This is a genomic window from Streptomyces carminius (genome assembly GCF_002794255.1).
Lineage (GTDB): Bacteria > Actinomycetota > Actinomycetes > Streptomycetales > Streptomycetaceae > Streptomyces > Streptomyces carminius.
The window spans coordinates 176,542-194,405 of record NZ_PGGW01000058.1 but is presented as its reverse complement, the minus strand read 5'-3'; the positions used below and the strand labels follow the sequence as shown (position 1 = coordinate 194,405).

At 73.5% G+C, this 17,864-nt stretch carries 16 protein-coding genes; 8 read left to right on the top strand and 8 right to left on the bottom strand.

Annotated elements, in window-relative coordinates:
* Window positions 1-17: 17 nt before the first annotated feature.
* On the bottom strand, window positions 18-1,379 hold the full coding sequence (locus CUT44_RS18035; RefSeq protein WP_199185743.1) for an ArsA family ATPase: 1,362 nt from the start codon (window positions 1,377-1,379) through the stop codon (window positions 18-20).
* On the bottom strand, window positions 1,376-2,356 hold the full coding sequence (locus CUT44_RS18030; RefSeq protein WP_100202904.1) for an ArsA-related P-loop ATPase: 981 nt from the start codon (window positions 2,354-2,356) through the stop codon (window positions 1,376-1,378). Before CUT44_RS18030 ends, CUT44_RS18035 begins: the two co-directional genes overlap by 4 nt.
* 141 nt (window positions 2,357-2,497) lie before the next feature.
* On the opposite strand from CUT44_RS18030, the gene CUT44_RS18025 reads away from it, so the two are divergent.
* From CUT44_RS18025 to CUT44_RS18010, 4 genes are all read left to right on the top strand, one after another.
* Entirely contained in the window at window positions 2,498-2,653 is a 156-nt protein-coding gene (locus CUT44_RS18025) for a DUF4177 domain-containing protein (protein ID WP_100202903.1), read from the top strand.
* Window positions 2,650-3,153, top strand: coding sequence for a RidA family protein (locus CUT44_RS18020; RefSeq protein WP_100202902.1), 504 nt, complete (start codon window positions 2,650-2,652; stop codon window positions 3,151-3,153). The genes CUT44_RS18025 and CUT44_RS18020 overlap by 4 nt, the downstream gene beginning before the upstream one ends.
* Before the next feature lie 110 nt (window positions 3,154-3,263).
* Window positions 3,264-4,316, top strand: coding sequence for an NUDIX hydrolase (locus CUT44_RS18015; RefSeq protein WP_158239627.1), 1,053 nt, complete (start codon window positions 3,264-3,266; stop codon window positions 4,314-4,316).
* Entirely contained in the window at window positions 4,313-5,152 is an 840-nt protein-coding gene (locus CUT44_RS18010; RefSeq protein WP_100202901.1) for an MBL fold metallo-hydrolase, read from the top strand. Before CUT44_RS18015 ends, CUT44_RS18010 begins: the two co-directional genes overlap by 4 nt.
* A 119-nt stretch (window positions 5,153-5,271) precedes the next feature.
* Here the strand turns inward: CUT44_RS18010 and CUT44_RS18005 are convergent, their stop codons facing one another.
* Window positions 5,272-5,946 (bottom strand): Crp/Fnr family transcriptional regulator, encoded by a 675-nt coding sequence (locus tag CUT44_RS18005; protein WP_100202900.1) that lies wholly within the window; start codon window positions 5,944-5,946, stop codon window positions 5,272-5,274.
* A 339-nt stretch (window positions 5,947-6,285) separates the two neighbouring features.
* Here CUT44_RS18005 and nth point away from each other — a divergent pair, with 339 nt between their 5' ends.
* The 3 genes from nth to CUT44_RS17990 are packed head-to-tail and all read left to right on the top strand — an operon-like array spanning window position 6,286 to window position 9,059.
* Window positions 6,286-7,074 (top strand): endonuclease III, encoded by a 789-nt coding sequence (nth, locus tag CUT44_RS18000; RefSeq protein WP_233221477.1) that lies wholly within the window; start codon window positions 6,286-6,288, stop codon window positions 7,072-7,074.
* Window positions 7,075-7,081: 7 nt separating this feature from the next.
* Window positions 7,082-7,846, top strand: coding sequence for an NUDIX hydrolase (locus CUT44_RS17995; RefSeq protein WP_100202898.1), 765 nt, complete (start codon window positions 7,082-7,084; stop codon window positions 7,844-7,846).
* 13 nt (window positions 7,847-7,859) lie between these two features.
* Window positions 7,860-9,059, top strand: coding sequence for a MarP family serine protease (locus CUT44_RS17990; protein WP_100203053.1), 1,200 nt, complete (start codon window positions 7,860-7,862; stop codon window positions 9,057-9,059).
* Between the two features lie 162 nt (window positions 9,060-9,221).
* Here the strand turns inward: CUT44_RS17990 and CUT44_RS17985 are convergent, their stop codons facing one another.
* The 5 genes from CUT44_RS17985 to CUT44_RS17965 all read right to left on the bottom strand — a co-directional run bounded on the left by CUT44_RS17985 (window position 9,222) and on the right by CUT44_RS17965 (window position 16,218).
* Window positions 9,222-9,419: a hypothetical protein gene (locus CUT44_RS17985; protein ID WP_100202897.1), complete on the bottom strand. Its 198-nt coding sequence runs from the start codon at window positions 9,417-9,419 to the stop codon at window positions 9,222-9,224.
* 163 nt (window positions 9,420-9,582) lie between these two features.
* A complete protein-coding gene (locus CUT44_RS17980; protein WP_100202896.1) occupies window positions 9,583-10,554 on the bottom strand; it encodes an alpha/beta fold hydrolase in 972 nt (323 codons plus the stop codon).
* 23 nt (window positions 10,555-10,577) lie between these two features.
* A complete protein-coding gene (locus CUT44_RS17975; RefSeq protein ID WP_100202895.1) occupies window positions 10,578-11,039 on the bottom strand; it encodes a phage holin family protein in 462 nt (153 codons plus the stop codon).
* A 369-nt stretch (window positions 11,040-11,408) separates the two neighbouring features.
* The gene (gene acs / locus CUT44_RS17970; RefSeq protein WP_100202894.1) at window positions 11,409-13,373 is read right to left on the bottom strand and encodes an acetate--CoA ligase; all 1,965 of its coding nucleotides are present in this window, start codon (window positions 13,371-13,373) and stop codon (window positions 11,409-11,411) included.
* Between the two features lie 214 nt (window positions 13,374-13,587).
* On the bottom strand, window positions 13,588-16,218 hold the full coding sequence (locus tag CUT44_RS17965) for a SulP family inorganic anion transporter (protein WP_100202893.1): 2,631 nt from the start codon (window positions 16,216-16,218) through the stop codon (window positions 13,588-13,590).
* A 249-nt stretch (window positions 16,219-16,467) separates the two neighbouring features.
* Between CUT44_RS17965 and CUT44_RS17960 the strand changes: the two genes are divergently transcribed.
* Complete coding sequence (locus tag CUT44_RS17960; RefSeq protein ID WP_100203052.1) at window positions 16,468-17,772, top strand: polysaccharide deacetylase family protein; 1,305 nt, start codon at window positions 16,468-16,470, stop codon at window positions 17,770-17,772.
* Window positions 17,773-17,864: the final 92 nt, after the last annotated feature.

Below are 17,864 nucleotides of genomic sequence, written 5' to 3'. Positions count from 1 at the left end.
GGCGCGGATGCGGACGGTCAGGCGGACGCGTCGTGCTGCGACGCGAGCCGCTCACCGATCGACCGCAGCCCGTCCAGATCGTGGACGTCGCCGGGCAGGGCCGCCACCTCGGCCACCGGCACCTCGGGGTGCAGCGCGGCGAAGCGGTCCCGCATGCGCCGCTCGCGTGCCAGGACCTGCATCCGCTCGGCGTGCAGCCTCAGCATGCCCGCGGCCAGCCGTTCGGCCGTGGCGGGGGAGCCGGCGGCCGGGGAGCCTGCCGCGGGGGATGCGGAGGACTCGCCGGAAGGGGCGGGGGAGCCGGAGGAGGCGGTGTCGGAGGCGGCCTGTTCTCCACCACCCTTCCCGTCCGGGTGATCCACAATGCCGTCGTCCTCGAGAATCTCCGCGGCGGCCAGCGCCCGCTCCGCGCTGAGGCGGACGGCCTCGCTGCCGTGCATCCGGTTCAGCACCAGCCCGGCCAGCGGCATCCGGTCCGCGGCCAGCCGCTCGACGAAGTACGCCGCCTCCCGCAGCGCGTCCCGCTCCGGCGCCGCCACCACCAGGAACGCCGTGCCCGGGGCCTGGAGCAGCCGGTAGGTGGCGTCGGCCCGGGTGCGGAAGCCGCCGAACATCGTGTCCATGGCGGCCACGAAGGTCTGCATGTCGCGCAGCAGCCCGGAGCCGAGCAGCTTGTTGAGGGTGCCGGTGAACATCGACAGCCCGGTCATCCCCAGGTTCATGAACTTCAGTCCGGCCCGGCCGCCCGCCTTCGCCGGGGCCATCAGCACCCTGATGAACCTGCCGTCCAGGAACGACCCCAGCCGCTTGGGCGCGTCCAGGAAGTCCAGCGCGGACCGGCTCGGCGGGGTGTCGACGACGATGAGGTCCCACTCGCCCTCGGCGCGGAGCTGGCCGAGCTTCTCCATCGCCATGTACTCCTGCGTCCCCGCGAAACCGGCCGACAGCGACTGGTAGAAGGGGTTCTCCAGGATGGCGCGGGCCCGCTCGGGGTCGGTGTGGGACTCGACGATCTCGTCGAAGGTCCGCTTCATGTCCAGCATCATCGCGTGCAGTTCGCCGCCCGCCGGGCCGCCCACGTCCTTCACCCGGCGCGGGGTGTTGTCCAGTTCGGTCAGTCCCATCGACTGGGCCAGCCGGCGGGCCGGGTCGATGGTGAGGACGACGACCTTCCGGCCCCGCTCCGCCGCCCGTACGCCCAGGGCCGCGGCCGTCGTCGTCTTGCCGACGCCGCCGGCGCCGCAGCAGACCACGATCCGGGTCCCGGGGTCGTCGATCAGCGGATCGACCTCCAGCACCGGCAGCTCGCCGCGCGCCGGACGTCCGGCCGTCCCCGCCGTCCCCGCTTTCCCTGTCGGACCCGCCGTCCGTGCCGTCACCTCGACACCCCCTGTTCGCGCAGCTCGCCGGCCAGTCGGCAGACACCGGGCAGATCGGCGCCCTCGGCCAGGAACTCCAACTCGTACGCGGGCAGCCCCAGCGCCGTGATCTCGGCGCGCAGCTCGCCCTCCAGCGCCACCCGTTCGGCGTGCTCGTGAGCCTGGCGCAGCAGCGGTTCGACGAGCTGTTCCGCCCGGCCCCCGCGCCGCGCGCCGCCCAGCCCGGCCCGGGACAGCGACCTGGCCAGCTCGGTGCGGGACTCCCCGGCGGCGTGCACGGAGGCCCGGTCCAGCACCGCCGGACGCGTCATGTTGACGAAGACCCGGCCCACCGGCAGCCCCGCGGCACGCAGTTCGGCCACGCCGTCCACGGTCTCCTGGACCGGCATCTCCTCCAGCAGCGTCACCAGGTGCACGGCGGTCTCGGCCGACTTGATGACCCGCATCACGGCCTGGGCCTGGTTGTGGATCGGGCCGACCCGGGCCAGTCCGGCCACCTCGTCGTTGACCGCGAGGAAACGGGTGATCCGGCCGGTGGGCGGCGCGTCCAGCACCACCGCGTCGTAGACGAACCGCCCGCGGCGGTCGCGGCGGCGCACCGCCTCGCAGACCTTGCCGGTGAGCAGCACGTCGCGCACCCCGGGGGCGATGGTGGTGGCGAAGTCGATCGCGCCGAGCTTCTTCAGGGCCCGTCCCGCGCCACCGAGCTTGTAGAACATCTGCAGGTAGTCCAGCAGGGCCCGCTCGGCGTCGACGGCCAGCGCGTGCAGCTCGCCGCGGCCGCCCGGGCCGGTGGCGATCCTGCGCTCCTCGTAGGGCAGCGACTCCGTCTCGAAGAGCTGGGCGATGCCCTGCCGCCCCTCGACCTCCACCAGGAGGACGCGTCGCCCCTCCTCGGCGAGCGCCAGCGCGAGTGCGGCGGCGACCGTCGTCTTGCCGGTCCCGCCCTTGCCGGTCACCACATGCAGCCTGCTCACCCTTGCGAGCCTAACCACCGGCGCGGCGGAGTACGCGTGGGGATGGGCCATGGTGGGGGAACGCGAGCAGGGCGGGTGGGAGAGGCGGGAGCCAGGGCGGGCGGGGGGAGCGGGGACCGGGAAGGTACTAAGGTCGGGCCCATGACGAAGTGGGAATACGCGACCGTGCCGCTGCTCGTGCACGCGACCAAGCAGATCCTGGACACCTGGGGCGAGGACGGCTGGGAGCTGGTCCAGGTGGTGCCCGGCCCCAACCCGGAGCAGCTGGTGGCCTACCTCAAGCGGGAGAAGCAGTGAGGAAGGGCGGCACCGGGTCCGGTTCCGCGGGCGCCGAGGCCAGGCTGGCCGAGCTGGGGATCGCCCTGCCGGAGGTGGCGGCCCCGCTGGCCGCGTACGCCCCGGCGGTGCGCTCCGGCTCCTACGTCCAGACCTCCGGGCAGCTGCCGCTGGTCGACGGCAAGCTGCCGGCGACCGGCAAGGTCGGCGCCGAGGTGTCGCCGGAGGAGGCCAAGGAGCTGGCCCGGATCTGCGCGCTGAACGCCCTGGCGGCGGTGCGGTCGGTCGCCGGGAGCCTGGACCGGGTCGCCCGTGTGGTGAAGGTCACGGGCTTCGTCGCCTCCGCGCCGGACTTCACCGGCCAGCCCGGTGTGGTCAACGGTGCCAGCGAGCTGCTGGGTGAGGTCTTCGGCGACCGGGGCGTGCACGCGCGCAGCGCGGTGGGCGTCTCCGTGCTGCCGATCGACGCGCCGGTCGAGGTGGAGGTCCTGGTCGAGCTGGTGGACTGGTCGGAGGACTGAGCCCGTCCGGAGCCGGGGCGGGCGCGGCGCCGGTGCGGTGTGCGCGGTACGGGCCGCGGTGTTCGGGCGTCCGGCTCGAACACCGCGGCCCGCCGTCTTACGATCCGGCCATGCCGTCGACGCCGTCATCCCCGCCCTCCTCGTCCCCGCAGCCGCCGCAGCCGCCGCAGCCGCCGCAGCCGCCGCCCGCTCCGGGCGGGCGGCCGGACGGGCAGTGGTATCCGCCCGAGTGGCCCGAACGCATCCGCGCCCTGGCCGCGGGACGGATCGTCCCCGTACCGCCGCGCCGGTCGGCGACGGTGCTGCTGCTGCGGGACACCGACGGCGGCCCGGCCGTCCACCTGCTGCGCCGCCGCACCTCCATGGCCTTCGCAGGGGGCGCGTACGCCTATCCGGGCGGCGGGGTCGACCCGCGCGACGAGAGCGACCGGCTCGCGGTCGCCTGGGCCGGTCCGGCGCGTGCGGAGTGGGCGCGGCGGCTCGGGGTGCCCGAGACGGTCGCGCAGGCCGTGGTGTGCGCCGCCGTGCGCGAGACCTTCGAGGAGGCCGGCGTCCTGCTGGCCGGCCCGGACGCGGACACCGTCGTCGCCGACACCACCGGCGCGGACTGGGAGGCCGACCGGGTCGCCCTGATCGCCCGCGAGCTGTCCTTCGCGGACTTCCTCGTCCGCCGCGGGCTGGTGCTGCGCAGCGATCTGCTGGGCGCCTGGGCCCGCTGGATCACCCCGGAGTTCGAGGCGCGCCGCTACGACACCTGGTTCTTCGTGGCCGCGCTGCCCGAGGGCCAGCGCACCCGCGACGTCTCCGGCGACACCTCCGGCGAGGCCGACCGCGCGGTGTGGCTCCGCCCGGCCGAGGCGGCGGCCGGCTACGACCGGGGCGAGCTGCTGATGATGCCCCCGACGATCGCCACCCTGCGGCAGCTGCTGCCGTACGCCGGGGTGGCCGGGGCGCTGGCCGCCGCCCGGGAGCGGGATCTGGCGCCGGTGCTGGCCAGGGCGTATCTGGAGGACGACGGGGCAGGCGGGGAGCGGGTGGTGCTGCGCTGGCCGGGACACGAGGAGTTCACCAGGCACGTGCCGGCGGAGCCGTCCGGAGAAGAGGGCCGCGGGGCACCGTCCGGAGCACGGGACAGGGCAGCGAACGGGGGAGAGGCAGGATGACCGACGCCGCCATCCCGCCCGGCCGGCCGCGCGGCGGCGCGATCGACGGCACGGGCACCGCCCGTGCGGTGTGCGTGCTCGCGCCCAACCCCTCGCCGATGACGCTGGACGGCACCAACACCTGGATCGTCGCCGAGCCCGGCTCGTCGCTGGCGGTCGTCGTCGACCCCGGTCCGCCGGACGAGGGCCATCTGCGCCGGGTGGCCGACACCGTCGAGCGGTCCGGACGGCGGGTGGGGCTGACGCTGCTGACCCACGGTCACGCGGACCACGCCGGGGGCGCCGCCCGTTTCGCGGCGCTGACGGGCTCGACCGTACGCGCGCTCGACCCGGCGCTGCGGCTGGGGGAGGAGGGGCTGCGGGCCGGGGACGTGATCACCACCGGCGGACTGGAGCTGCGGGTGGTGCCGACCCCGGGGCACACCGCGGACTCGCTCAGTTTCCTGCTGCCCGCCGACGGCGCGGTGCTCACCGGCGACACGGTCCTGGGCCGGGGCACGACGATGGTCGCCCACCCCGACGGACGGCTGGGCGAGTACCTGGACTCGCTGCGGCGGCTGCGCTCACTGACCGTGGCCGCCGCCGAGGACAGGGTGCGCACCGTCCTGCCGGGGCACGGCCCGGTGCTGGACGACGCGCAGGGGGCCGTCGAGTACTACCTGGCCCACCGGGCGAGCCGGCTCGCGCAGGTGGAGACGGCGGTGGAGAACGGCCACCGCACGGCGGAGGAGGTCGTGGCGCACGTCTACGCGGACGTGGACCGCGCGCTGTGGCCGGCCGCCGAGCTGTCGGTGCGGGCGCAACTGGAGTATCTGGAGGAGCACGGCCTGGTCTGACGGCGGCTGACACGGTGGCGAACACGGTGGCGAACACGGTGGCGGAACTGCCGGACGGGCGGCGGCGTGCCGCCGTGCCGGCCGTACGGCGCCGGGCGTCCGGCGCGGGGGCGCCGGGGTCAGCGGGAGCGCTTCGCCAGCCGCTCCACGTCCAGCAGGATGACCGCGCGCGCCTCCAGCCGCAGCCAGCCGCGGCTGGCGAAGTCGGCCAGGGCCTTGTTGACCGTCTCGCGGGAGGCGCCGACGAGCTGGGCCAGCTCCTCCTGGGTGAGGTCGTGCACCACGTGGATCCCCTCCTCCGACTGCACGCCGAAGCGGCGGGAGAGGTCCAGCAGGGCCTTGGCGACCCGGCCGGGGACGTCGGAGAAGACCAGGTCGGACATCGAGTCGTTGGTGCGGCGCAGCCGCCGGGCGACGGCGCGCAGCAGCGCGGAGGCGACCTCGGGGCGGGCGTTCAGCCAGGGCTGGAGGTCGCCGTGGCCCAGGCCGAGCAGCTTGACCTCGGTCAGCGCGGTGGCCGTGGCCGTACGCGGGCCCGGGTCGAACAGGGACAGCTCGCCGATCAGCTCGCCGGGGCCCAGGACGGCCAGCATGTTCTCGCGGCCGTCGGGGGAGGTGCGGTGCAGCTTGACCTTGCCGTCGATCACCACGTACAGCCGGTCGCCGGGCTCGCCCTCGTGGAACAGGGCCTCACCGCGTGCCAGCGTCGTCTCCGCCATGGAGGCACGCAGCTCGGCTGCCTGCTCGTCGTCGAGCGCCGCGAAGAGCGGGGCGCGCCGCAGAACGTCGTCCACGAGTTCTCTCCTTGTCGACCTGCCCTGGGGGACTGTCGCCCCCATGATGCCGGACGGTAGAACAGTGCGATCAGTCACAAGTTTGACGCACTGGTGCCCGAGCACGTGCCTCAGGGGGCCGTTTGGCCTCCGAACCGGTGGTGGCCGGGACGGTGGCCGGTGCTCCCCCGTACGCTGGCCGGGTGGTCAACGCCCCGCTGCGCCGGGGCGGGAACGGCAGGGTACGGCAGGGCACGGCAGGACGACGGAAGGAAAGGGGGCGGGCGGGTGACGGTGTCCCGTGGCTCATCCCGCGATTCAGCCGAGGGCGAACAGGTATCGGCCGAACGGGGGACGGCGGTGAGAGCGGCGGGCGGCGGCAGGCCGGAGTCGCGGCTCGCCATGGTCCGCCGGGCCCGGCGCATCAACCGCGAGCTCGCCGAGGTGTACTACTACGCCCACCCCGAACTGGACTTCGAGAATCCCTTCCAGTTGCTGGTCGCCACCGTCCTGTCCGCCCAGACCACCGATCTGCGGGTGAACCAGACCACCCCCGCCCTCTTCGCCGCCTACCCCGCCCCGGAGGAGATGGCCGCGGCCGACCCCGAGCGGCTGGAGCAGCTGATCCGGCCCACCGGCTTCTTCCGCAACAAGGCCAGGTCGCTGCTCGGACTCTCCGCGGCGCTGCGCGACCGCTTCGGCGGCGAGGTGCCGGGCGGACTGGAGGACCTGGTCTCCCTGCCCGGTGTCGGCCGCAAGACGGCCCATGTGGTGCTGGGGAACGCGTTCGGCAGGCCCGGCATCACCGTGGACACCCACTTCGGGCGGCTGGTGCGCCGCTGGAAGCTGACCGAGCGGACCGACCCCGACAAGGTCGAGGCCGAGATCGGCGAGATCATCCCCAAGAAGGAGTGGACGATGTTCTCGCACCGGGTGATCTTCCACGGCCGCCGGATCTGCCACTCCCGCAGGCCTGCCTGCGGTGCCTGCCCGATCGCCGCGCTGTGCCCCTCGTACGGGGAGGGCGAGACGGATCCGGAGAAGGCGCGGAAGCTGCTGAAGTACGAGATGGGCGGCGCGCCCGGCCAGCGGCTGAAGCCGCCGGCGGACTACCCCGGGCGGCCCGCGCCGCCGCTCGGCGCGGAGTGAGGCGGACATGAGGGACACACGGGGGACGTGCGACTGCTCCGCCGCCGTTTCCGGGCCCGTCCCCGTGACCGGCCGGGGGCTGCCGTCCTGGCTGCGCCCGGTGGCCGAGGCGGCGGCGACCGTACGGCCCGGGCAGCTGAGCCGCTTCCTGCCGCCGCCGGACGGGCGCGGACGGCAGTCGGCCGTCCTGATGCTCTTCGGCGGGAGCGGTGCGGACGGCGGGAACGGCGCGGACGGCGGGAACGGTGCGGGAGGCGGGGACGGCGGCCCCGAGCTGCTGCTGATCGAGCGGGCCTCCAACCTGCGCTCGCACGCCGGGCAGCCGTCCTTCCCCGGCGGCGCGCTGGACCCGGAGGACGGGGACCCGGAGGGCGACGGGCCGCTGCGTGCCGCGCTGCGGGAGGCCGAGGAGGAGACCGGGCTCGACCCGGCCGGGGTGCAGGTCTTCGGCCGGCTGCCGCGCGTCTACATCCCCGTGAGCGGATTCGTCGTCACACCCGTACTGGGGTGGTGGAGGGAGCCGAGTCCGGTGGCGCCGGTGGACCCGGCCGAGACGGCCCGGGTGTTCACCGTGCCCGTGGCCGACCTGGTGGACCCGGCCAACCGGGCCACCGCGGTGCACCCCAGCGGTTTCCGCGGCCCGTGCTTCCTCGTCGGCGGTGCGCTGGTCTGGGGCTTCACGGCCGGGATCATCGACCGGGTCCTGCACTTCGCCGGCTGGGAACAGCCGTGGGACACCGACCGGTGTGTCCCTCTCGACTGGCGCGCATGAGACGGTGGGCGACGTGAACGTGCTGGACGTACTGCTGCTGCTCGCCGCCGTGTGGTTCGCGATCGTCGGCTACCGCCAGGGTTTCGTGGTGGGCGTGCTGTCGGTGGTCGGCTTCCTCGGCGGCGGGCTCGTCGCGGTCTATCTGCTGCCGGTGATCTGGAGCGAGATCACCGACGGGGCGTCGCCCGGGACGGCGGGCGTGGTCGGCGCGGTGGTCGTGGTGATCGTGTGCGCCTCGGTCGGCCAGGCGCTCACCACCCATCTGGGCAACCGGCTCCGGCAGTACATCACCTGGTCGCCGGCGCGGGCCCTGGACGCGACCGGCGGCGCGCTGGTGAACGTCGTGGCCATGCTGCTGGTCGCCTGGATGATCGGCTCGGCGCTGGCGAGCACCACACTGCCCACCCTCGCCCGCGAGGTCCGCGGCTCGGCGGTGCTGCAGGGCGTCTCGAAGACGCTGCCGGAAGGGGCGAACACCTGGTTCGCGGACTTCACCTCGGTGCTGGCGCAGAACGGCTTCCCGCAGGTCTTCTCGCCGTTCGCCAACGAGCCGATCACCTCCGTGGAGCCTCCGGACCCGGCGTTGGTGAACAGTCCGGCCGTCGCCCGCGCCAAGCGGTCCGTCGTCAAGGTGGTGGGTACGGCCCCGAGCTGCGGCAAGGTGCTGGAGGGCACGGGCTTCGTCTTCGCCGACGGGCGGGTGATGACCAACGCGCACGTGGTCGGCGGGGTCGACGAGCCGACGGTGCAGGTGGGCGGCGAGGGCAGGCTGTACGACGCCAGGGTCGTCCTCTACGACTGGGAGCGCGACATAGCCGTGCTCGACGTGCCGTCACTGGACGCGCCCGCGCTGCGCTTCGTGACGGACGACGCGGGGACGGGCGACGACGCGATCGTCGCGGGCTTCCCGGAGAACGGCGGCTTCGACGTGCGCTCCGCCCGGGTGCGCGGACGCATCCAGGCCACCGGGCCGGACATCTACCACCGCGGCACGGTGAACCGCGACGTCTACTCCCTGCACGCGCTGGTGCGGCAGGGCAACTCCGGCGGCCCGCTGCTCACCCCGGACGGCAGGGTGTACGGCGTCATCTTCGCCAAGTCCCTGGAGGACGACAGCACCGGCTACGCGCTCACCTACGACGAGGTGCGGCCGGACATCGAGCAGGGGCTCGCCGCCCGGGGACCGGTGGACAGCCAGGGCTGCGCGATGTGACGGCGGTGCGGTGCCGGTGCGGTCCGGGAAGCCGGCCGGCTTCCCGGACCGCACCGGGGTGCGGCCAAAGGCCGTGCCGGGGCCGTCGGTCGTGCCGGCCCTGTCGGCCCTGCCGGTCCCGGCGGTGGGCTCAGCGGTGCTCCCGTCGGCCCGGCGGCACCGTCAGCCGCGGGTGGTGTGCCGCAGCCGCGCACCGACCCAGCGGGCGCGGCGGCGCAGGATGTGCGGGATGCCGAGTTGGGGATCGCGGGGATCGCGGAGTTCGCGATGCTCCCGCGGAGGTCGCGGGGAGATCCCCCGCGCGCTGTTCTGTTCCCGGATGTCGCGTGACACGTCACGGTAGTCGTGCGTCCAACCCATACCCCGGACTCTGCCCCTGCCCCAAGGTCGGTAATCGCCCAACGGTCCGTCAGTCGGCCTATGCACGCGTCACGTGCGCATGCCGCCCGCCCGGCCCGGGGAATCCCGGCCCGGGCGGGCGACCCGCCGCCGGCCGCGTCCCCAACCTCACAGGTCAGTACACCTAGCGCTCCGGTCCGGGATCCCTGAGCCAGTCGAGCAGCTCGCCGGTGAACCCCTTCGGGTCCTCCTCGTGGGGGAAGTGGCCGAGACCGTCGAACAGCCGCCAGCGGTAGGGGGCCTCCACGACGTACTCTCCCGAGCCCGCCGCGCTGCGGGCGCGCAGCACCGGGTCCAGGGAGCCGTGCAGATGGAGGGTCGGCACCCGGACCGGGCGCTTCATGCGGCGGTTGAACTGGAAGCCGTCCAGCCGTGCCAGCGACCGGATCAGCCAGCGGTACGGCTCGACCGAGCAGTGCGCGGTGGAGGGGATGCACATCGCCCGCCGGTAGACCTCCACCACGTCGTCCTCCGGGGCCTGCGGCCCGGACCACTCCCGCAGCAGACGGCCGACCAGCGCCCCGTCGTCCGCCGTCAGCCGCCGCTCGGGGAGCAGGGGGCTCTGGAAGCCCCAGACGTATGAGCCGGCCGCCGTCTGCCGCGGATCGCCCAGCATCGCCGCGCGCCAGCGGCGCGGATGCGGCATCGAGACGACGGCCAGGCGCCGGACCAGCTTCGGCCGCATCACCGCCGCCGTCCACGCGAGATAGCCCCCCAGATCGTGACCGACCAGGGTCGCGTCGGGTTCGCCCAGGGAGCGGATCACACCGGTGACGTCGAGCGCGAGGTTCGCCGGGTCGTAGCCCCGGGGCGTACGGTCGCTGCCCCCCACGCCGCGCAGGTCCATCGCGACCGCGCGGTACCCCGCCTCGGCGAGGGCGGGAAGCTGGTGCCGCCAGGTCCACCAGAACTGAGGAAAGCCGTGCAGCAGCAGCACCAGCGGGCCCTCGCCCAGTTCGGCGATGTGGAAGCGCGCGCCGTTGGCGGCGACGTCCCGGTGTGTCCACGGGCCGTCCATCCGGACGACGGATGAAGACGCGGGGGAGCCGGGGGGCGTGGGGGAGCCGGGGGGAGGTGTGTCCGGAGTGTCTGCCATGCGTCTCGGGCCCGTCATGTCGGTCATGCGGAAGAGCGTGACACGTGCTCGACGGCCCTGGGCTCCTCCCTCGCCTTCGGGACGGGCCGGGGGTGCGGTTTGACGTTCGACAGCACGGCCGCCGACTCCTTGGCCGAGGAGATCGAGCGCTGGGGCGGTTTGACCTTGGAGAGCTTGCTCTTGGCCAGCAGCAGGAGGACGGCCGCGAGCAGCACGTACACCCCGCCCACGATGGTGAAGGACCAGGCGAGACCGAGCCCCAGGTTGTGGATGCCGTACGCCGCGGCGAAACTGAACACGGGCAGCGAGAAGAGCAGCAGCACCCCCGCCGCGACGGCCGCGCCGCTGCCGATCGCACCCCGTTTGACGTCCTGCCGCAGCTCGGCCTTGGCCAGCGCGATCTCCTCGTGCACCAGCGCGGACAGCTCGGTGGTGGCTGCCGCCACCAGCTGCCCGATGCTGCGGCCGTCGTCGGCTGCGCTCATCGGTTGTTTCCTCTCGTCGTCCACTGGTCTGCCGTCTGCTGCCTGTCGTCCGCCGTGTGCCGTCCGCTGCTCGTGGCCTGCCGCTCGCGGGCCACCGGGCCCACTGCCGGTGGGTCAGCATCATGCCGGAACGGGGCCCCCGGCGTCGCGGCGGCGAGCCGTGGGCTTCCGGGCGAGGCGCATCTCACCCCGCTCCGCAGTTCCTGTGCGGTGCCTGCGCGGTCTCCGCGCGGTGCCTGCGCGGTGCCCGGCCCGCGCTCCGCCGCCCGTCTCGCCGGCACGGGACAGGGGCGCCCGGCCACCACCGACACCGGGTCGGCGGTGGCCGGACGCCCCTGCGTCCGTTGTGCTGTCGGCGGGACCGGCCGGTCAGTCCTCGCCGGCGGAGGCGCCCGGCAGCTTGGCCTGGATCAGATCCATCACCGTGGAGTCGGTGAGGGTGGTGACGTCGCCCAGTGTCCGGTTCTCGGCGATGTCGCGGAGCAGACGCCGCATGATCTTGCCGGAGCGGGTCTTGGGCAGCTCGTCGACCGGCAGGATGCGCTTGGGCTTGGCGATCGGGCCGAGGTGCTTGGCGACGTGGTTGCGCAGCTCGTCGACCAGGCCCTCGTCCTCCGCGGCGGTGCCGCGCAGGATGACGAAGGCGCAGATCGCCTGGGTGGTCTGCGGATCGGTGGCGCCGACGACCGCAGCCTCGGCGACCTTCGGGTGGGAGACGAGCGCGGACTCGACCTCGGTGGTGGAGATGTTGTGGCCGGAGACCAGCATCACGTCGTCCACCCGGCCCAGCAGCCAGATGTCGCCGTCGTCGTCCTTCTTGGCGCCGTCGCCCGCGAAGTAGCGGTCCTTGAAGCGCGACCAGTAGGTGTCCAGGTAACGCTGGTCGTCGCCCCAGATCGTCCGCAGCATGGACGGCCACGGCTCGGTCAGGACGAGGTAGCCGCCGGCGCCGTCGGGGACCTCGTTGGCCTCGTCGTCCACCACGGTCGCGGCGATGCCGGGCAGCGGGACCTGCGCCGAACCGGGCTTGGTGCTGGTGACGCCCGGCAGCGGGCTGACCATGATGGCGCCGGTCTCGGTCTGCCACCAGGTGTCCACCACCGGGGTGCGGTCACCGCCGATGTTGTGGCGGTACCAGATCCACGCCTCGGGGTTGATCGGCTCACCGACCGAGCCGAGCACGCGCAGCGAGGACAGGTCGAACTTCGCCGGGATGTCGTCGCCCCACTTCATGCAGGTGCGGATGGCGGTCGGTGCGGTGTAGAGGATCGTGACCTTGTACTTCTGGACGATCTCCCACCAGCGGCCCTTGTGCGGGGTGTCGGGGGTGCCCTCGTACATCACCTGGGTGGCGCCGTTGGCCAGCGGCCCGTAGACGATGTACGAGTGACCGGTGACCCAGCCGACGTCGGCCGTGCACCAGTAGACGTCCGTCTCCGGCTTGAGGTCGAAGACGGCGTGGTGGGTGTAGGCCGTCTGGGTGAGGTAGCCGCCGGAGGTGTGCAGGATGCCCTTGGGCTTACCGGTGGTGCCGGAGGTGTAGAGGATGAACAGCGGGTGCTCCGCCTCGAACGCCTGCGGGGTGTGGCTCTCGGACTGGCGCTCCACCAGGTCGTGCCACCAGACGTCGCGGTCCTCGGTCCAGGCGGTCTCCTCGCCGGTGCGGCGGACGACCACGACGTTGCGCACGTTCTCGGTGCCGGGACGGCTGAGGGCCTCGTCCACCGCGGGCTTGAGGGCGCTGGGCTTGCCGCGGCGGTAGCCGCCGTCGGCGGTGATGACGACCCGGGCGTCGGCGTCCTGGATACGGGTGGCCAGGGCGTCGGAGGAGAAGCCGCCGAAGACCAGGGAGTGCGGGGCGCCGATACGGGCGCAGGCCAGCATCGCCACGGCGGCCTCGGGGATCATCGGCAGGTAGATGGCGACCCGGTCGCCGGCCCGCACGCCCAGTTCGGTGAGGGCGTTGGCGGCCTTGCAGACGTCGCGCTGCAGATCCGCGTAGGTGATCGCGCGGGTGTCACCGGGCTCGCCCTCGAAGTGGATGGCGACCCGCTCGCCGAGACCGGCCTCCACATGGCGGTCGACGCAGTTGTAGGCCACGTTGAGCCGGCCGTCCTTGAACCACTTGGCGAACGGCGGGTTGGACCAGTCCAGCGTCTCGGTCGGTTCGGTCTCCCAGCTCAGTCGGCGGGCCTGCTCGGCCCAGAAGCCCAGCCGGTCCGCCTTGGCCCGTTCGTAGGCCTCGGCGGTGACATTGGCGTTCGCTGCCAGCTCGGCGGGCGGCGCGAACCTCCGTTCCTCCTTGAGCAGGTTGGCCAGGCTCTCGTTGCTCACGACATCTCCCTTTCCCAGGGTTGTCCGGTGTGTCCCAGGCCCTAGCTCACCAGCCCGTGTGCTGCCTGACAAGACTTTCACCCCAAGTGGTATAGACCTCTTGCGGCCAGGGGTGCACGGTCGTCTGCGAGCGGTCGGTGAACGGTCGAACGGTGCGTTTCCGGGCCTCTCGTCCATCGTCGCCGCCCTCGTCGTCCGCCGCCTCCGCCACTGTTCAGACGGCCGGCACACCGGGTCGTACGGGGGTGAAGACCGGCACCTCCGAGCCGTCCGGGGCGTCCGGGTCGTCCGGCCGGAGCAGTGGCCGGTCGGGTGAACGGTCCGGCGACTGGTCCGGCGCACGCTCCGAGGGGCGGGCCGGTGACCGGTCCAGTACGTACGCCTGAGCCTCGCCGACATGGAAGTACATCCCGTGCAGCCGCAGCGATCCCTCGGCCAGCCGCCGTGCCACACAGGGGTGGGCCCGCAGATGGTCGAGCTGCTGCACCACATTGGCCAGGCACAGTGCCTCCAGTTCGTCGGACTCGCGCGGTACCGGGCCGGGTGCCACGATGCGCGGGACCGGTCCGCCCCGCCCGGTCAGCCGCTCCAGGCTCGGGCTGCCGTGGCCGAGCCAGCGGGCCAGGGAACGGCCCGGCGCGGAGGCGGCCCCCGGCGCCTTCGCTCCGGAGCCGGACAGGGCCTGCATCGCGCCGCAGCCCGAGTGTCCGCAGACGGTGACCGACTCCACGCGCAGCACCTCGACGGCGTACTCGATCGCCGCCGCCACCGAGTCGTCACCGGCCTCGGCGCCGGGCGGTGGCACCAGATTGCCGACATTGCGCACGGTGAAGAGATCCCCCGGGCCGCTGGAGGTGATCATGCTGGTGACCAGCCGCGAGTCGGCACAGGTGAGGAAGAGCTGGGAGGGCCGCTGCCCCTCCCGCGCCAGCCGGGCCAGCTCCTCGCGGACCAGGGGTGCGGTGGTGCGCTGGAAGTTGCTCACCCCGCCCAGGAGCCGGTCCCGGGCGGACCCCCGGGCGGGGGCGTCCGCGGAGTCACCGGGGGAGTCGCCAGGGGAGCCGCCGGGGGAGCCGCCGTCCGGGGATCCCACGGGGCGCGGCCAGGTGCACTGGTGGTTGCGCCAGGGCGTCCAGGGGGTGCAGCCGTGCGCGCCGGACGGTTCCCGTACGCAGGGTGCGGAGCGGCCGGTGACCTCCACCCGGCCGCCGTGCGCGGTGTGGGAGATCTCCCAGTCCCGCAGGGTCTCGTAGGCCGCGTGGTCCATGAAGGAACCGCTCAGCTCCACCACCACCCGGCTGCCCTCGGGAAGGCCGCTCAGGACCCGGCTCAGCCGTGGCACCGCGAGGAACGTCAGCTGACCGCGCACCCGTACCCGGCGGGTCCCGCCGTCCCGGTCGCTCTCGCAGTCGATCCGGGTACGGGCCAGCCGGTGCAGGGCGACGGCGACGGCGGCGGCGACCCCGATCACCACCCCGTGAAGCACGCCGAACAGCACCACACCCGCCGTCGTCGCGACGTACACCGGCACCTCGCGGTGCCGGGTGACGCTGCGGATGTGGACGACCTTGACCATCTGCACCCCGACCACCGTCACCAGCGCGGCGAGCGCGGCCAGCGGGATCAGCTCCAGCAGCCCGGCCAGCAGCCCGGCGGCGAGCAGTACCCACACCCCGTGCAGTACGGCGGAGTTGCGGCTGACCGCACCGGCCTGCACGTTCGCCGAGGTGCGCACCGCCACCCCGGTGACCGGCAGCCCGCCCAGGGCACCGGACACCGTGTTGGCCAGCCCCTGGCCGCGCAGCTCCCGGTCCAGGTCGGCGCGCGGGATCCGAACCGCCGACAGATGCGCCGGGAGGGTGCGGGCGGTGGCCAGCTTGTCGGCGGCCAGCGCGGTCAGCAGCGACTCCACGGAGGCGACCAGGGTGACGGTGAGCACGGCGGCGAGCAGCCCGAGCACCGGCCCCTCGGGCATTCCCGGGAGGGCGTGACTGCGCCAGGAGGGCAGATCCACGCTCGGCAGCCGCAGACCGCCGAGCACCGCCACCGCCGTCGCCAGTGCCACCGCGGCCAGCGCGGCGGGAAGCACCCGGCGTGTCAACTCGCCCGCCCGGCCGGGCAGGCGCGGCCACAGCAGGAGGACGGCCACCGTGACGGCACCGACCGACAGCGCGGCGGGATGTGCTCCGGCCAGCCCGCCGGGCAGGGCCAGCGCGTTGGCGACGGCGGAGCTCTCCGGACTCCCGCCGAGCACGATGTGCAGCTGGGCGAGGGCGATCGTCACCCCGATGCCCGCGACCATGCCGTGCACCACCGCCGGGCTGATCAGCAGTGCCGATCGGGCGGTGCGCAGCGCCGACAGGCCGAGCTGGGCGAGCCCGGCGAGCACTGTCACGGCGCAGGTGGTGCGCCAGCCGTAGAGCTGGATCAGCTCGGCGACGACCACGGTCAGGCCCGCGGCCGGCCCGCTGACCTGGAGGGGAGAGCCGCCGAACCGCCCGGCGACGATGCCCCCGACGGCCGCGGCGACCAGGCCGGACTGCAGGGGTGCCCCGGTGGCCAGGGCGATGCCCAGGGAGAGCGGCAGGGCGATGAGGAAGACGGACACGGAGGCCGAGAGATCAGCGGCCAGTGCGCCACCCGGGGTGTCCCCGTGCCGGGGGCCGGGCAGCCGGGCCCGCAGCCGGTACGGTCGGGCGGCGCGGGAGCGGGAGGAGGTGCCGGAGGATCGGGCCGGGGGGCCCGCAAGGGGCGGAGGAGTCGTCGGGGAGGCCGGTGAGCCGGACCGGGTGGCCCGGCCGGGCGGGTCGGCGTCGGAGGAGTGAGCAGGGGCGCAGGCGGACATCACCGTCTCCGTCCAGGGTCGTTTCACGGTCCGTATGGGCGTCACTACGGAAAGTTTCGGTAAACGAATCGTAATGTCGCGTAAAGGATCAAGGAAGAGGATCCGGGCAATCAGGTTCGTTCTTCACGCCTCGGAGTGAAAAGAGCCCGGGAACCGTCGGCGCCGGTTGCGCCTCTCTGAGGGCGTGTGAGGTTGTTCGCAGGCCGTGCGCATCGGCCGCAGGCACACATGAAGGGCGAGGTGGAACTGATGAGAACTGCGGGGAGGTTGGTCAGGGGAGCCGCGGGAGCGGCCGCGCTGGCCCTGCTGGCGGTCGGGTGTTCGGGGGCCCCGGAGGCGCCGGAGGGCGGCAAGGGGAGCAGCGAGGAGGAGCGGGAGGAGCGTGCGAACAAGGAGGCCCGGCCGGAGAAGCCGGCCCGGGCGAAGCTGATAGGCGACGGCTCCACCGCGTACATAGGCCCGCAGCCGAACCAGCCCCGGTTCGGAAAGCTCGAACCCGGACAGAAGCCCCCGCAGTTCGTCGTCTTCTCCTGGGACGGCGCCGGCGAGGACAGCAAGAAGCTCTTCTCCCACTTCCGGCAGGTGGGCCGGAAGTACGACGCGCACATGACGTACTTCCTCAGCGGGATATACCTCCTCCCCGAATCGGAGGCCGACCGCTACCGGCCGCCCGGGCGCGGCCGCGGCGCCTCCGACATCGGCTATCTCAAGGACGAGAACATACGGGCCACCCTGGAGCAGCTCCGGGGCGCATGGCTGGACGGCAGCGAGATAGGCACCCACTTCAACGGCCACTTCTGCGGGCCGGGAGGTGTCGGCGACTGGTCGTCCGAGCAGTGGAAGAGTGAGATAGAACAGGCCAAGTGGTTCGTGTCGAACTGGAAGACCGCCACCGGCTGGAACGACCTGGAGCCCCTCCCCTTCGACTACGACAGGGAGCTGGTCGGCGGGCGCACCCCCTGTCTGGAGGGCCGCGACAACCTGCTGCCGGCCGCGCGGGAGATGGGCTTCCGCTACGACTCCTCGGGCAACGGCACCCAGGTCTGGCCCGACAAGGAGGGCGATCTGTGGGACCTGCCGCTCCAGCAGGTGCCGATGCCCGGCCGCTCCTTCGAGACGCTCTCGATGGACTACAACTTCCTCGCCAACCAGTCGGGAACGGTCGACGGCGACCCGGCGATGCGCGAGCGGTGGGGGCGCCAGATGCGGGACGGCCTGCTGGCCGGCTTCGACCGGGCCTACGACGGCAACCGGGCGCCGATGATTATCGGAAACCACTTCGAGGGCTGGAACGGCGGCGTCTACATGAAGGCCGTCGAGGACGTCATCAGGGAGATCTGCCCCAAGGCGGACGTGCACTGCGTCTCCTTCCGGCAGCTCGTCGACTGGCTCGACGAGCAGGACCCGGCGATCCTGGAGAAGCTGCGCACCCTGGGCGTCGGCGAGGCCCCGGAAGGCGGCTGGGGGAACTTCCCGGCCGTTCCGGCGACGGCCGGCACGTCCCCGCCCTCCGGCCCCTCCGGCCCCTCCGGCTCCGGGAAGCCGCGCGGATGACACACGGCTGACGGACACGGCGCCGCGATGGTGTGGTGGTGCCGGAGCCGGGCTCCGGCACCACCGCGGGCGGGCCGCCCGCCAAAGAGCCG